Source organism: Gammaproteobacteria bacterium (assembly GCA_040183005.1).
Classification (GTDB): domain Bacteria; phylum Pseudomonadota; class Gammaproteobacteria.
Window position 1 is genome coordinate 360,504 of the sequence record JAMPIW010000002.1, and the last position, 13,380, is coordinate 373,883.

Sequence of the window (13,380 nt, forward strand, 5' to 3'; positions counted from 1 at the left end):
AGCATTGCGTTTCCCATTCCAATGCTTTATATATAACCGAGGTTGGTTAGATCTGACAAACCGCCAAACACACAATGATGGGAGGGTGTAAGTAATGGTTCAAAATATTGGCATCAACATTCTGATTCCTTTGGCGATATTTGGCTTCCTGATCTTTGGCTCAGGCTTGATCGCAAGCGCCGCTTTCAAGGATATAGCCGGAAGAAAAGGCAAGAAGGGCTAACGCTCGTTACGGCCCTGAATAAAAAAGCCCGGCAATGCCGGGCTTTTTTATTTCAGCGATTATCAAGACTTGCTAATTTTGAACTGACAACGAAGGCCGGAGCTTTTTCTGCGCCTGCCCCATCCCAAGGTCATAAATATCACGATCCAGGGGGCTGACCACCTTGAGCCGGGCACGATATAAGGCCGCCATTTTACCATCGCCGGCATCCTTCTCCACGCGCCATAAAGCCCGTAAGGCCTCGGCATGATCTGGACGCACCTTCAAAATAGCCTGCAACGCCTGCCGTTTGTTCATACCGTGATCCAGCGCCTGCGGCAATGTCGCCAGCATTTTGTCGGCCAGATCAAAACCAATCCAGCGATCACGGGGATTGGCTTCAAAGGCGAGGCGCATCAGACGCTGCGCTTCGCCCGTATTATCACCCCGTAGAGCGGCGACCCAGCTTCTCACCGCCAAAAAAGAGGCCACATAGCTGCGCTCGAATTCCTGCATGGCATTAGCCGGCACATTCAAGGCGAGCGCTGCCTGCATCAAGCCAGGCCGCTGCCCCAGCAGCCTAGACAATAACGCATCAAGATTAAATGCATCACGGTATCGCGCGCGCGGTAAACGGTATTCGATCTGCGGCGCCCATTCGTCTTGCACCGGACCCACACTCGGCGGAATCGGTCCCCAGTACCGGCCCAGCCATGTCCATGCGCCCTCCCCGCCCGTCGCGGCGGACTGCCCGGCTTGCGCCAGACGGCCCAAATTTGCGAGCAAGGCGGGCGCGCCCTGCACAACATCCTTCGGACCTACCAGCGCGACACGGAAACCGTCCATAAAAATGACCGCGCCGGGGAAAACCTGTCGAAAACTGCGGAAAATAATATCCAGCGATCCGGCATCAAACTGATTGAGCGCCAGCCACTGCACAAACAACCCATTTTCCGTCAACCTGTCACGGGCGCGCTGAAACTGTTGCACGGATAACAAGGCGCTATGCCCAACCAGATCGGGATGAAACAAATCGCCGATAATGACATCGTAATGCCCTGTGTCCCGGCGTAAAAAGCGCCGCGCGTCATCTCGCGTCACAGCCAGCTTGCCCATCACATTCTGATTCACCGGCGCAAACCACTGCGCCGCCGCTGTAATAGCCCCCTGCGAAAGCTCCACTGCCTTGCGTGACAATTGCGGGTACGGCAGCGATCCCGCCGCAGATATCCCCGTGCCCAAGCCAAGAAACAGTACCGAGCGCGGCGCGGGGTGCAGCATCAATGGCAGACGGGCCTGATTTTGCTGCGCCTCGACAGCAGCGGGATCGGAAGATGCGTCCATACGTTGCAAATCGGCCAGCAACAAACGCTGATCGTCGATCCGCTCCACAACGTGCGTAATGGATATGGCGTCTTCATGCACATAAACATCCTGGCTGCCCGCCTGAGTCACGGGCAGCAGCGCACTCACCGCAGGCAGTTCATACACCCTGCCCACCCCCGCCAGCACCACTACGCCAAGCATAGCCAGCCAGGGCCAGCGTCCATCAGCCCACGCCATGCCGCACGCGAACAATGCAACTGCCGCCACGCACAGAGTGGCCATGGTTCCCAGCCAGGGTATGAGCACGAATCCCGCCAGCACCGCACCCAACGCCGCACCGAGCGAATTGACGCCATACAGCCACGACCCCGTGCCATGCTGATCCCCCAGCCGGCTATTGAGCAATGGCAACCACGCGCCGAGTATAAACGTCACCGGCAAGGTCAGCGCGGCGACAGCCAGGCCTTGCCACCACAATGCACCCGCGAGGGATGAAAAATGTGCTTGTTCGACCCATCCCGCCAACTTCGGCACCAGCCACAGACCCAGCAGGCTAAAACTGCCCCCTAGCAATGGCAGAACGGCAAACCAGCGCACACCGCGCATGTGCCGTGCCGCCAGACTACCCAGACCAATACCCACCAGGAACACTGCCAACAGTACTGCCAGCACATACTCGGTACGCAGCAGGATCATGCCGAACAGACGCGTCCAACCCACCTGCAGCATCAATGCCGCCGCGCCCACACCAGCATAGGCAGCAAGCGACACGAAAGATAACCGCGCAACGCCTCCCTCTGGGTTTTCCTTCGCGGTCGCGGCATTCGTCAGTGGCGTAAAGGACAGAAAAAATGCCGCTATGCCCACACACAAGCCGATGCCAGCAACCACCTGCACCGCGCTAGACCATCCCAGCCATGGCAACAGCAGCAAGGGCAATAACGCTCCCACCGCGCCACCCACAGCATTGAAGCCATAGATCTTGCCTAATGAGACGCTGGGTGATGCGGCGCCGCCCGCAAGCACCCTCAGCACCAGAGGGAATCCCGCCCCCATCGCCAGCGCCGGGATAAAGAGCAACACCAATGCAGTCAGGGATTGCAATACATACCAGGCCGTGAGGCTCGCCTGCGCAGCGTACACACCCAGCCAGCCATCGAACATCTGCTGCATCCACGGCATGCACAAGGCATAGAGAGCAATCCCAACCTCCAGCGCGGCAAAAGCCACCAGCGGCGCCCGTATGTTGCGTGCAAACCTCACTCCCAGCAAACTGCCCAGACCAAGGCCAGCCATGAAGGTGGCAACCGTCACCACCACACCGAAAATGCTGACGCCAAACTGCAAGCCCAACATGCGAGCCCACAAGACTTCATAGGCAAGACTGGTAAGGCCAGAGACAAAATAGAGCAGGATCAGCACCCAAACCCAAAGACGGGGGACACTGGCTTGTGGAGAGAAACCGCTCAATTCGGGATTGAGCGCCTGATCAACTTGCATGAGGTTTTTTTAAATTAAGCAAAAAGCGCTTCAGAAAGGAAAGAACCAGACAATTGCGGTAACAGCATGGGCAATCGCCAGAAAGACGCTGAATCCCGCAAATACCATATGCGCAACAAAAACTTGCTTGCCAAACACGGCCATTGCGATACCAAACGCGGCAGCGCCAATAATGCCAATCAGCAGCAGGATACCCATGACAAATAAAATCTGGTGCTTCTTTTTGTCAGCAATCAAAACATCTTTGCCGACAGTTTGCTCCTTGTTGACAAAGGATTGCATCACCTCGTGACTTTCATTTGCATTTGCACTGACCGGCGGCGAGGCCAGCACACCCGTAAAAATCGCCACAAGGAATAAAACCAACCAGCTTTTACTGGCACTCATCATGCGGCAACTTGCTGCTGTCATGCTTCCAACTCCGGCACATATTAAAAAGCCCCGTACGGGGCTTTGGTCAACGATGACTTTCATCTTGGAACAAACCTGCTACGCCTCCTCTGGCTCCTTGGCTACCTCAGCCCCCTCCGCACGCTTACGCATGGCAAAATACCAATAAAGGATCGCAATAATAATGATGGGACCCAACACCATGGGCAACAGAAACAGAAAAATGAACCAAGGGGTATCAATCGTAACATGCAAATAGCGGTAGCTATCTAATGCCAGGGCAGAATCTGACAACACCAGCAGCGAAAAAGCGCCCATTAAACCAACATATTTTTTCATAAGTACCGCCTCATATCAGGAGGAGCCAGCGTCTTTAGCGCAACGAAACCCAAAAAAATCGGACGCAGCATAAGGCCAGGAAAAATTCCGGTGATATGTCGAGGTGGAAAATGGATCGCTCTTCCAAGAGCCGCCGCGCAGAACCTTGTAGCGTTTTTCTGTGGGCACCAAATCGACAACTTTCAGCGACCTGTCCGCCGCCGAATTTATTTGAGCAACCTTGGCCTTAAAAACATCCTCCGGCGCATCACTGCCCGCATACGGCAGCAGATCATTTTCAACCCACTGACTGACATTGCCCGCCATACCAAGCACCCCATAGGGACTTGCTCCTGAAGGATAAGCTGTTACGGGCGTGGTTGAGCCTACTGAATAATAGGTATTCAATCGCGTCGGGTCCATTTTATCCCCCCATGGCCAGCGCCGTCCATCCACGCCGCGCGCTGCCTTCTCCCACTCCGCTTCAGTGGGCAAGCGTTTCCCCGCCCATTTTGCGTAACTCACCGCATCAAACCACGACACCATCGTCACAGGATGCAGCTCGGTGCCCTCGGGAATCCTGCCCTTACGCCAATTCAGAGGCGGCCGATGACCCGCCGCCACAAAACGCGCATATTGGGCGTTGGTTACCGGGTATTTGTCAATCAGATAGGTTTTTAATACAACGCGATGCTGCGGACGGTTTTGCATATCATCACGCTCACGATCCGTCCCCATCGCAAATTCACCAGCGGGGATCGACAGCATCGAATCCACTTCACGCCACTGTTCAGGCGTCAGCAGCGCCTCCACCTCGGCTAGCGTGTAAGCTGCCGCCACAGGCCCCGCTTTCGCTTTGTTCTTGTTAAGGGTTATATCCTCACCTGCTGCCCGGATCTTGCTATGCATCTCCTTGAGATCGTAAGAGGCTTTACTGCGCATATCCGCCATGCGGTTGGAGCCGAGCTTCACTACATGCAAAGTTGCAAAGATCATGGTCAAGGCAACACATGAAACCAAAGTCGCCGCAATATACCGTTTGCGTATAGCAATCTGCACTGGTGTAGCAACTCGCCCACCACGTATCCCACCCGACCTCACTTGTCTACTCCAGACGGGACACCATCGGTAACTGGCAAGCTCTCAGGAACCAACTCGTCGCCGCCTGCTTTTTTGTAAATCCTGTAGCGCAAATGCCTGGGGGTACGCCCATAGGTCTTCTTTATAATAACCTCACCCACCAATCCACCGAGACCAGCGAACTCCATGGCAATTAGAACAACCAACGCCCAGTAGACAACAGGAAGCAGCCTGGCACCCTCCGGCATCACGGCGCCACCGTAAAATGCGTCCAGATACTTATACCCCTGCACAATAAAAGGCACAAAAAATGCCAATAGCTTACCCCCAAACCCATAAATCAGCGCAACGGGGAGCCCGGCAACAAACGGTATAAAAAAGAGGGTGATAGCCCAATCATAGGTGAAGTAATCAATTCCGAAAAATAAATGCAACTGGACACCTGTCCAACTATCACCAATAACATTAATTAAAACTCCCACCGTTACGGCAGCAGCCGCGACTAGAACATCAAGAAGTCTAATTTTTATTTTCCCGTTCATTGGGGCGTTTTACCTGCTGCGAGATAAGGTTTGCCTGTCAGCTTTTCAAACTCTGCCTTTTTAGTCTCTTCCAAATACCAGTCCTGCACCTTAAGGCTAGCCATATAAGAAGCGAGGACTTTACGCTCATCCTCGGAAAGATGCGCATAAGAAGGCATTTTATACATCTTCTTCAATCGCGTAGGCAGAATCACCTGAGGATTCTCGGCAGAGAAATACGTATAAAACCACTGTTCATCACGCAATGAACCAATGCCATCCAATGCCGGGGCCGGCACATTAGCACTCATATCACGCACGCTCCACAACGAGTGGCAGTTTTTACATTCAAGGCGGCGATAAAGATCGGAACCTGCAACCTCCAACTTGGAAGACGCCGCTGAATAAAAGGGGATGCCACGATCCACCTCTTTTTTTTCGGTACTCAATTGCCATATTTTATGGCCCACCAGCACCACAGACAATACAGCAATAACGGCAAGAATGCCTTTCTCGCCTTTACGCATTTGAATTCCTACTTGTTTTTCTTTGCCAGGTTCTCTTCCCGACGCTGCATCTGCTGCTTCATCACTTCCTGGCTTTTCGCGAAATCCTCGGGTGACATCTTGTTCTTATCCTTCTCATCGAAGATAACGTATTTAATGTCTTCATCAAACTGCTCGTTCTTGGCCGCCCACCACATAAAATAACCAGCCACAATCAAAATCATTGCCGCAGCGACAAGCCAAACATATATGGTCCAACCATCAGGTAAAGATTGCAGATATTCAGTCATGTCTTTCTCCTAGAAGAGGTAACCTTCGATCATTTGCGTCCAACCAAAAATCACCCCAATAATAATGCCCATAATGAGGGCGCCGAACATCACCTTTTCCCCGGTTTTCAATACACGCTTGCTTTTTTTCATGTAAATGAAAATCATGAAGGAAAACAATATAACCTGCATGATTAAAAAAACGAAAATGGCAATACTGTAACGATGGCTATTCAACCCTTCAATGGTCAGATCCAGGCCAAAAAGAGCGCTGGGGCCTTCTTGCACCTTTACTAGCATCGCTCCAGAATATTCCCCGAACCGGGCATTTGCAAGAAGAGTTGAAAAGAGAGACTGAAACTCATTCCACATATTCATAATTAAATACTTACCTAACACACCGTATCGCCGCATGATAAGAATGGGCATTATCCAATGCGCCCGCCTCGTCACTCAAGCCCATCGTCACTCTATCCACGGGCCAAAGATCAACCCTATGCCAAGTTGGACAGAAGCTGGCAATGATGGTTCGTTTTTTTGAGAGTTGTACAACTTTACCTGACCACCAGAAGTGCAGGCCAATAAAAAAGATGCCGCCCTTTATCAGAGCGGCATCTTAGCAGGATATTACATTACCCACCGGGTAGGTAGGTATAAAGACTACTTGAATGCCTCGGCATCCTTTGCCATTTGCTTGTCTTCCTTATGCTCCCGCCAGTATTTATCCACGATTGTGCTGTACAGCAGGGGGGCACCAAATACAAAGGCAATGATTCCTGCCGTCACATAAGAGAGATTGTCGATATCTATCATGCTTTAGTCCTCTTCAAACTAATTAAATCAAGTGGTGACGGGTTTCTTGGAAAAGTGCGGCAAGCGTTTGATCATAATGATCATCCACAAGCAGTAGTAGCTCACGTAGAATACATCGATAGTGTATCCCTTGTCCCACCACGGCTGCTTACGCTCCCTGACGCCATCGGCACGGAAGTTGCCCTCGAAGTTCGCCAACACAACTGTATCACCCAACACTGTGAAGTTATCGAGAGGATACTTGGTCTGCTTCTGCAACTCAATGATGTGTGGGGCCAGATTCTGCAAGTCATACCAATCAATGGGATGACGCTCAAGCTGACCTTTCAAAGCATTATCCGGTGCCCTGTTATACGCCTCGGTGTTGATGTACTTCATCTTCTCCTCAGCCGTAGCCAGCTTCTGCACCTCCGGAGAATTCATCAACTCCACATGAGTTTGGTAAATCGCAGCTGTTGGCCTTTGCCCCCATATCGGCATGGTAAGCATGAACGCCGTGAGGATGATCAGTGCGATCAGGAACGTCAGCGCGAAGGGCAGGCGATTATTCGCCGGGTGTATCAACCCACCCATCCTTTCCTCACCCCACATCTTTAATATTTCCTGCTGCTCTTGCTCATCGGAAAGCGAGTACAGCGGGTTATCCATTTTCCAGGCCATAATAATACCCCTTTTAATATGTGATCGATTACTTCAGACTCAGAACCCAGTCAATCAAAGCCCGTATTTCGCTATTGGGCGCGTAATCAGGCACTTCTGGCGGATAGGTTCTCTTGCCGACGGAGTATTCCAGATACTCGGCGCGCCACTTATCAAAATCGATAGTGTTGCCTTGAGCATCTTTATCGCCCCATAGGTAGTCATAACGCGGCATGATGGAGTTGACCTGCACCAATCTTGGATTGAAGAAGTGCATCATCATCCACTCGCGAGAGGAGTTTCTGGAGGCTACATGGAGAATATCCGGTGCTTTACGGTCGGAACCGAAGGCGGTCGGGTTTTCACCATTGAAGTCGCCCAGATAGGGGGGGGCGCCAAAAGCCTGCCAATCCTGAGTCTGCTCAGGCAAGAGTGTATGGCACCACCAGCAACCTTGCACGACAAACTCCGTCTTGCCTTTGGAAATGAGATGGGTATTCTTATCTCCGGCAGCAGCGAGGGTAGCATCAGGCGTCCAGCCCTTGGTTACCGAGGCATTCTCGATGTAGGTCAGCTCTTCACCATTGAACTCTCCGAGCGCCAGTGTGAAAACCACACCTTCCTGAGTCCCTTTGGTATGGTTCGAGCCGCTGACAGCGGTAATCTGACCCTGGCTTTCGCTCAGGTCGTATACGCCCTTACCCAGATCGTGGGGATGCCGGATATTCGGCGGCATCGGAACACCTGGCTTGTACACATACGCTCTGATTGGCGGATCCAATTTGGCACCTGTTTTGGGGTCCGTTTCCAGGTCGACAGTAATAGGCCTGTTGATACCCAGCAGCAGCGGATCAGCATAACCAAAGCCTATGTCAAAGCCCGCGGACAACTGCTTCTCCAAGGCCATCTTGGTTGACACCGCAGATCTCAAATCGAAGCTAGGCATGAACAGCGTGATTGTCATCGAGAGCCCCAACGCGCCCCCGACCATTGCAGCACCTAATCTATACTCTTTAAAAGCCATTTTTATCCCTCCCAACTATTGGTTCACATTATATCCCCCGGCAACCTGGCGTCCGGGGGATTTTAGGATGTAACGATATCAGATGTCTCTTTTAACGCTCGTATGCCAGTTCATGGGCATAACGGCCATCTGGAACCAACGTACCTACACGGGCAGTCATCCACATATTGTAGAGCCACACCAAATTACCGGTAAACACCATGGTGCCCCCAATCCAGCGTGCAATCATGTAGGGATGCTCTGCAATCACGACGTCGATATAAGGCACTTCATAGACCTTGCCTGCACCCTGGATCAGACCTGCAATGGTCATGGATATCCAGTAGGTACAGAAACCGATCAGCACGAACCAGTAGTGGAAGTTGGCTAAAGCCAAGGAATACAGCTTTCTCTTCAGCATTTGTTGCAGACCGAAGTAGACCGCCGCAATTTCCAGGAAGGTTGACATACCCAGCAAAGCTAAATGGGCGTGAGCCACAATCCAACCCGTACCATGGATGAACCAGTTAATGGAGCGGGTTTGCTGGAATCCACCCTGCATGTTTAGTGGGATCGCCAAAAACACGCCGGTAATGGAGAATTTGACTTCCATGTTCTCCACAAACATGCTCCATTTGCCTTTCATGGTCAACAGAATATTGGCAACAAAGGCAACGGCGGGGATCAAAATCAACACGCCTTCTACTGAGGCGAATGACTTCAACCATTCAGGCAACGGCGAAGACATCAAGTGATGCGAGGCCGGGGTAGAATAAAACACGACAATCGACCAAAAGTGCATATGGCCAATACGGTGTGAGTAGAGCGGATTACCTGTCAGCTTGGGGATCGTATAGTACGCAATCGCAGCAGCAACGGGCGTAATCCACAGACCCAGAAGATTATGGGCGTTCCACCACGTCAGGTAGGCTTCGGATAAGCCTGTAAGGTGGAAGTACTCAGGGGAGTTACCCACCAGCAATACGATACCCACCATGAAGGTACAGGCGCCGAAAAACCAGTTGGTGATGTAAATACCTTGCGTACGACGGTGAGCAATCGTCATGATGACGTTGACGCACAACGGCGTGATTACACCAAACAGGATCACCAGATCAAACGGCCAAGCAAAATCGGAATACTCACGGCCCGATGTAATACCGATCCAGAGACTAATAAGCGCAGAGGACAGACCCACGTTCCACAGGAGCGCCGTCCACAGACCTAATTTTTCCGACCACATGCGGGTATTACCCAGCGCTGGCGTCATGTACATCATGGTCATGGCGAAGGCCATGGAAATCCAGCCAACGATCACCGCGAGAACGTGCACCTGTCGCATGTGACCAAAAGCGAACAACTCAGTGCCGGTCACAAAGTCCGGGAACGCCAGCTTGGCGGCATTGAACGAGCCCAAACCTGTCCCTACCACAAACCAGAAAATAGCGGAAAACCCAAAGAATATCGCCGCTGATCCTGGCGGGATATCCTCATTCTTTGCGGACAAATATTTAAATAACATAACCCCTCACCTCCCAGGTAGTAACACTAACCTTTATTCTGCCCAAACAAACAACTACTCTTTCATCATATTCAGGATATACCAAGACATCCACATACTTGAAAACGCGAGCAAAATACCGCAACCACCAGCGAATGTCGCCAACATAATGAAACCCCCTTTAATCTCAATAACTGAAGTGACTAATAGCCAGCAAAGAAATCTATGATTCCCCAGCCACTAGAAATACGCTGGCTTTTCACCCTTAGCGATCGCAGCAGCCTCAAGCGCGCCATGCCTAGCCATCGCCATTACCATAATGATAAAGAACGCAGCCCCAAAGACGAACATCATCCAGTCGACAAACCCCGAAAAAGTCGCCGGATTATAAGCATCCATACCCCAACCGCCCCAGCTTTCGTAGGGGCCACGCCCTACGGCGCACATCACTGCAGCGCCGAACACACTTCCATTACCCATGCCGGTGGTAAAGCCACCGATAAAAGCGGGGAAAAAAATCTTCCCCAGAGTCAGCTTATTATTCATCTATCCCTCCCATATGGTTGCTGCTTATGCACTTGCTCGTTAACTGTGCAAACCCGGAATGACACATGGCAAATGTCATTCGTTATGTATTTACCACCAATAAAGAGAAATTGCAAGGTGGTATCAAGCTAATCCCTTATAAACTGCATCCCAAATCGGATCGTGCCACATGGTTACATCCGGCGTCAAGACGTGTTTTGAATTTATGTTTGCATGTCATCCATGACGTCTTTCGACAGCCATTTCACGCAATCGGGCATCAAGCATTTACGCAAGCCACCCGTACCAATTGTAGCTTGGTATTCGCACATAAACGCCTGCGACGAATGCGGCGGGCGCAGAGCGAGACAGGACACGAACTCATGAAATATCCGCGCTAGAAATCGTACTCGAGGATTAGCGGGGCATGATCGGAGAAGCGCTGCTCTTTGTAAATAGACGCTTCTTTGATTTTATCTTTCAGGCCCGGCGTAATAACTTGGTAGTCAATGCGCCACCCCACGTTTTTGGCCCACGCCTGGCCTCGGTTGGACCACCAGGTATATTGACCTGTCTCCTGGTTGACGACGCGAAAAGCGTCCACAAACCCCAGCGGGCCGAACAATTCATCCATCCAGGCGCGCTCTTCCGGTAGAAATCCGGAGTTTTTCCGGTTGCCACGCCAGTTTTTGAGATCAATCTCTTTATGGGCTATGTTCCAGTCGCCACAGATAATGTATTCGCGCTGATCTTCCTGGAATTGCCTGAGAACGGGCTTGATGCGCTCCATTAGGTCGAATTTCACCGCCTGGCGCTGCTCGCCGCTGCTGCCCGATGGCATGTACAGGGAGATCACGCTGAGGTTGTCGAAATCAGCCTGGATAAATCTTCCCTCCGCATCGATATCCTTCCAGCCCAGCCCCATCACCACGCGATCCGGCTTCTTTTTGCAATACAGTGCCACGCCGCTATACCCTTTCTTTTCTGCATCATGAAAATAGGCGTGGTAGCCGGGCGGGCGATAGGTTTCGGGAGGAAGCTGATGTTCTTGCGCTTTGGTCTCCTGTAGACACACAACGTCGGCGTTCTGCTTTAGCATCCACTCAAAAAATCCCTTACTGGCGGCAGAGCGGATGCCGTTGGTGTTGAGTGCGATTATTTTCATGTGTTTTCCATTATGCGACGAGGCCGGTACAATAGCCGAAATTTAATCACGGGCAAACCTCCATGCAAAATTATCAGCGCGAATTCCTTGATTTTGTGATTACTACAGGTGTGCTGCGTTTTGGGGAGTTCACCCTGAAATCCGGGCGCATCAGCCCCTACTTTTTCAACAGCGGCCTGTTCAATACCGGCGGCAGCATCGCGCGATTGGGGCGCCATTATGCTGCCGCGCTGGAAAATGCAAATCTAAGCTATGACATGCTGTTTGGCCCGGCTTATAAGGGCATACCGCTGGCAGTAGCTACGTCGATCGCGCTCGCCGATCATCACCGGCGCGATATCCCTTATGCCTTCAACCGCAAGGAGGCCAAGGATCATGGCGAGGGCGGTACAACGGTGGGGGCGAAGCTGGAAGGCAAAGTAATGATTATCGACGATGTGATCTCGGCGGGCACGTCGGTGCGTGAATCGATTGTAATCATCAAGGCGGCGGGGGCGGTTCCGGCGGGCGTTGTCATTGCGCTGGACAGACAAGAGCGCGGCGTGGGCGCGTTATCTGCGATCCAGGAAGTAGAAGAGGCGCATGGGCTCAAGGTGGCAAGCATTGTCAATCTGGACAATTTGATTGAATACTTGTCGGCACAGCCAGCGATGACGGATGCGCTGGAGAACATCCGCGCCTATCAGGCGCGATATGGGATACGCGGCTGCGCGTAGCGAGCCTTTAACGGCGGATCAGCGTGCCAACGCCTTCATCTGTAAATAGCTCCAGCAATACGGCATGTTCGACGCGCCCGTCGATGATGTGCACTGCATTAACGCCGCCGCGCGCGGCTTCGAGGGCACAGCGGATCTTGGGCAGCATGCCGCCGTAGATGGTTCCATCGGCGATCAGCGCATCGACCTGGTCTGGCTTTAAATTAGTCAAGACTTTATTCTCCTTGTCGAGCACGCCGGGAATGTTAGTCAGCAACATCAGCTTTTCGGCTTGCAGTACTTCGGCGAGCTTGCCCGCCACCAGGTCGGCGTTGATGTTGTAGGAGTGTCCATTCTCGCCTACGCCTATGGGGGCAATGACTGGGATGAAGTTGCCGCCCACCAGCATATCCACCACTGAGGCGTCGATGCTCGCTACCTCGCCGACATGGCCGATGTCGATAATCTCGGGCTCGTTCAGCTCCGGCGCGTTGCGGGTGAGGGTAAGCTTTCTGGCATGGATCAAGCCGCCATCTTTGCCAGTCAAGCCAACAGCGCTACCGCCGTGGCGGTTGATGTTGTTGACGATCTCTTTGTTGACCAAGCCGCCGAGCACCATTTCCACCACGTCCATCGTTTCACTGTCGGTGACGCGCATGCCCTGGACAAATTCACTCTGCTTGCCGAGCCGCTCAAGCAGCTTGCCGATCTGCGGCCCGCCGCCATGCACTACCACGGGGTTGATGCCGACCAGCTTCATCAGCACGACATCACGCGCGAAGCTGTTTTTCAGGGCCTCGTCGACCATGGCATTGCCGCCGTATTTGATGACGATGGTCTTGCCTTGAAAACGCTGTATGTAGGGCAGCGCCTTGGTCAATACCTGGGCGATGTTCATGGCGGAGGTGGCGGTCAACGTCATTTGAC

Annotated in this window: 17 protein-coding genes; 2 read left to right on the forward strand and 15 right to left on the reverse strand. The window is 52.4% G+C overall.

Going from position 1 to position 13,380, the window contains the following annotated elements; all coding sequences use genetic code 11:
* Positions 1-295: 295 nt before the first annotated feature.
* From M3A44_03275 to M3A44_03335, 13 genes are all read right to left on the reverse strand, one after another.
* Positions 296-3,028 carry a fused MFS/spermidine synthase gene (locus tag M3A44_03275; GenBank protein ID MEQ6340679.1) on the reverse strand — a complete coding sequence of 911 codons (2,733 nt, stop codon included), beginning with the start codon at positions 3,026-3,028 and terminating at the stop codon, positions 296-298.
* A gap of 30 nt (positions 3,029-3,058) precedes the next feature.
* A complete protein-coding gene (locus tag M3A44_03280) occupies positions 3,059-3,502 on the reverse strand; it encodes a hypothetical protein (GenBank protein ID MEQ6340680.1) in 444 nt (147 codons plus the stop codon).
* 15 nt (positions 3,503-3,517) lie between these two features.
* A complete protein-coding gene (locus M3A44_03285) occupies positions 3,518-3,757 on the reverse strand; it encodes a hypothetical protein (protein MEQ6340681.1) in 240 nt (79 codons plus the stop codon).
* Between the two features lie 15 nt (positions 3,758-3,772).
* The gene (locus tag M3A44_03290) at positions 3,773-4,732 is read right to left on the reverse strand and encodes a formylglycine-generating enzyme family protein (protein ID MEQ6340682.1); all 960 of its coding nucleotides are present in this window, start codon (positions 4,730-4,732) and stop codon (positions 3,773-3,775) included.
* Positions 4,733-4,833: 101 nt separating this feature from the next.
* Positions 4,834-5,358: a hypothetical protein gene (locus tag M3A44_03295; GenBank protein ID MEQ6340683.1), complete on the reverse strand. Its 525-nt coding sequence runs from the start codon at positions 5,356-5,358 to the stop codon at positions 4,834-4,836.
* On the reverse strand, positions 5,355-5,864 hold the full coding sequence (locus tag M3A44_03300) for a c-type cytochrome (GenBank protein MEQ6340684.1): 510 nt from the start codon (positions 5,862-5,864) through the stop codon (positions 5,355-5,357). Before M3A44_03300 ends, M3A44_03295 begins: the two co-directional genes overlap by 4 nt.
* An 8-nt stretch (positions 5,865-5,872) precedes the next feature.
* Entirely contained in the window at positions 5,873-6,133 is a 261-nt protein-coding gene (locus tag M3A44_03305) for a hypothetical protein (GenBank protein ID MEQ6340685.1), read from the reverse strand.
* 9 nt (positions 6,134-6,142) lie between these two features.
* The gene (locus M3A44_03310) at positions 6,143-6,541 is read right to left on the reverse strand and encodes a hypothetical protein (GenBank protein MEQ6340686.1); all 399 of its coding nucleotides are present in this window, start codon (positions 6,539-6,541) and stop codon (positions 6,143-6,145) included.
* 231 nt (positions 6,542-6,772) lie between these two features.
* Positions 6,773-6,925: a hypothetical protein gene (locus M3A44_03315; GenBank protein MEQ6340687.1), complete on the reverse strand. Its 153-nt coding sequence runs from the start codon at positions 6,923-6,925 to the stop codon at positions 6,773-6,775.
* A gap of 27 nt (positions 6,926-6,952) precedes the next feature.
* Positions 6,953-7,585 (reverse strand): hypothetical protein, encoded by a 633-nt coding sequence (locus tag M3A44_03320; protein ID MEQ6340688.1) that lies wholly within the window; start codon positions 7,583-7,585, stop codon positions 6,953-6,955.
* Between the two features lie 28 nt (positions 7,586-7,613).
* The gene (locus M3A44_03325) at positions 7,614-8,588 is read right to left on the reverse strand and encodes a cbb3-type cytochrome c oxidase subunit II (protein ID MEQ6340689.1); all 975 of its coding nucleotides are present in this window, start codon (positions 8,586-8,588) and stop codon (positions 7,614-7,616) included.
* Between the two features lie 91 nt (positions 8,589-8,679).
* Entirely contained in the window at positions 8,680-10,089 is a 1,410-nt protein-coding gene (locus tag M3A44_03330; GenBank protein ID MEQ6340690.1) for a cbb3-type cytochrome c oxidase subunit I, read from the reverse strand.
* 219 nt (positions 10,090-10,308) lie between these two features.
* Complete coding sequence (locus M3A44_03335) at positions 10,309-10,614, reverse strand: hypothetical protein (GenBank protein ID MEQ6340691.1); 306 nt, start codon at positions 10,612-10,614, stop codon at positions 10,309-10,311.
* Between the two features lie 65 nt (positions 10,615-10,679).
* Here M3A44_03335 and M3A44_03340 point away from each other — a divergent pair, with 65 nt between their 5' ends.
* Positions 10,680-10,994, forward strand: a complete 315-nt coding sequence (locus M3A44_03340) for a hypothetical protein (GenBank protein ID MEQ6340692.1) — start codon at positions 10,680-10,682, stop codon at positions 10,992-10,994.
* Here the strand turns inward: M3A44_03340 and M3A44_03345 are convergent.
* On the reverse strand, positions 10,991-11,758 hold the full coding sequence (locus M3A44_03345) for an exodeoxyribonuclease III (GenBank protein ID MEQ6340693.1): 768 nt from the start codon (positions 11,756-11,758) through the stop codon (positions 10,991-10,993). The two genes, M3A44_03340 and M3A44_03345, sit on opposite strands and share 4 nt — an antisense overlap.
* 62 nt (positions 11,759-11,820) lie before the next feature.
* Here M3A44_03345 and pyrE point away from each other — a divergent pair, with 62 nt between their 5' ends.
* Positions 11,821-12,474, forward strand: a complete 654-nt coding sequence (pyrE, locus tag M3A44_03350; GenBank protein MEQ6340694.1) for an orotate phosphoribosyltransferase — start codon at positions 11,821-11,823, stop codon at positions 12,472-12,474.
* A 7-nt stretch (positions 12,475-12,481) separates the two neighbouring features.
* Here the strand turns inward: pyrE and argB are convergent, their stop codons facing one another.
* Complete coding sequence (gene argB, locus M3A44_03355; protein ID MEQ6340695.1) at positions 12,482-13,375, reverse strand: acetylglutamate kinase; 894 nt, start codon at positions 13,373-13,375, stop codon at positions 12,482-12,484.
* Between the last annotated feature and the right edge of the window lie 5 nt (positions 13,376-13,380).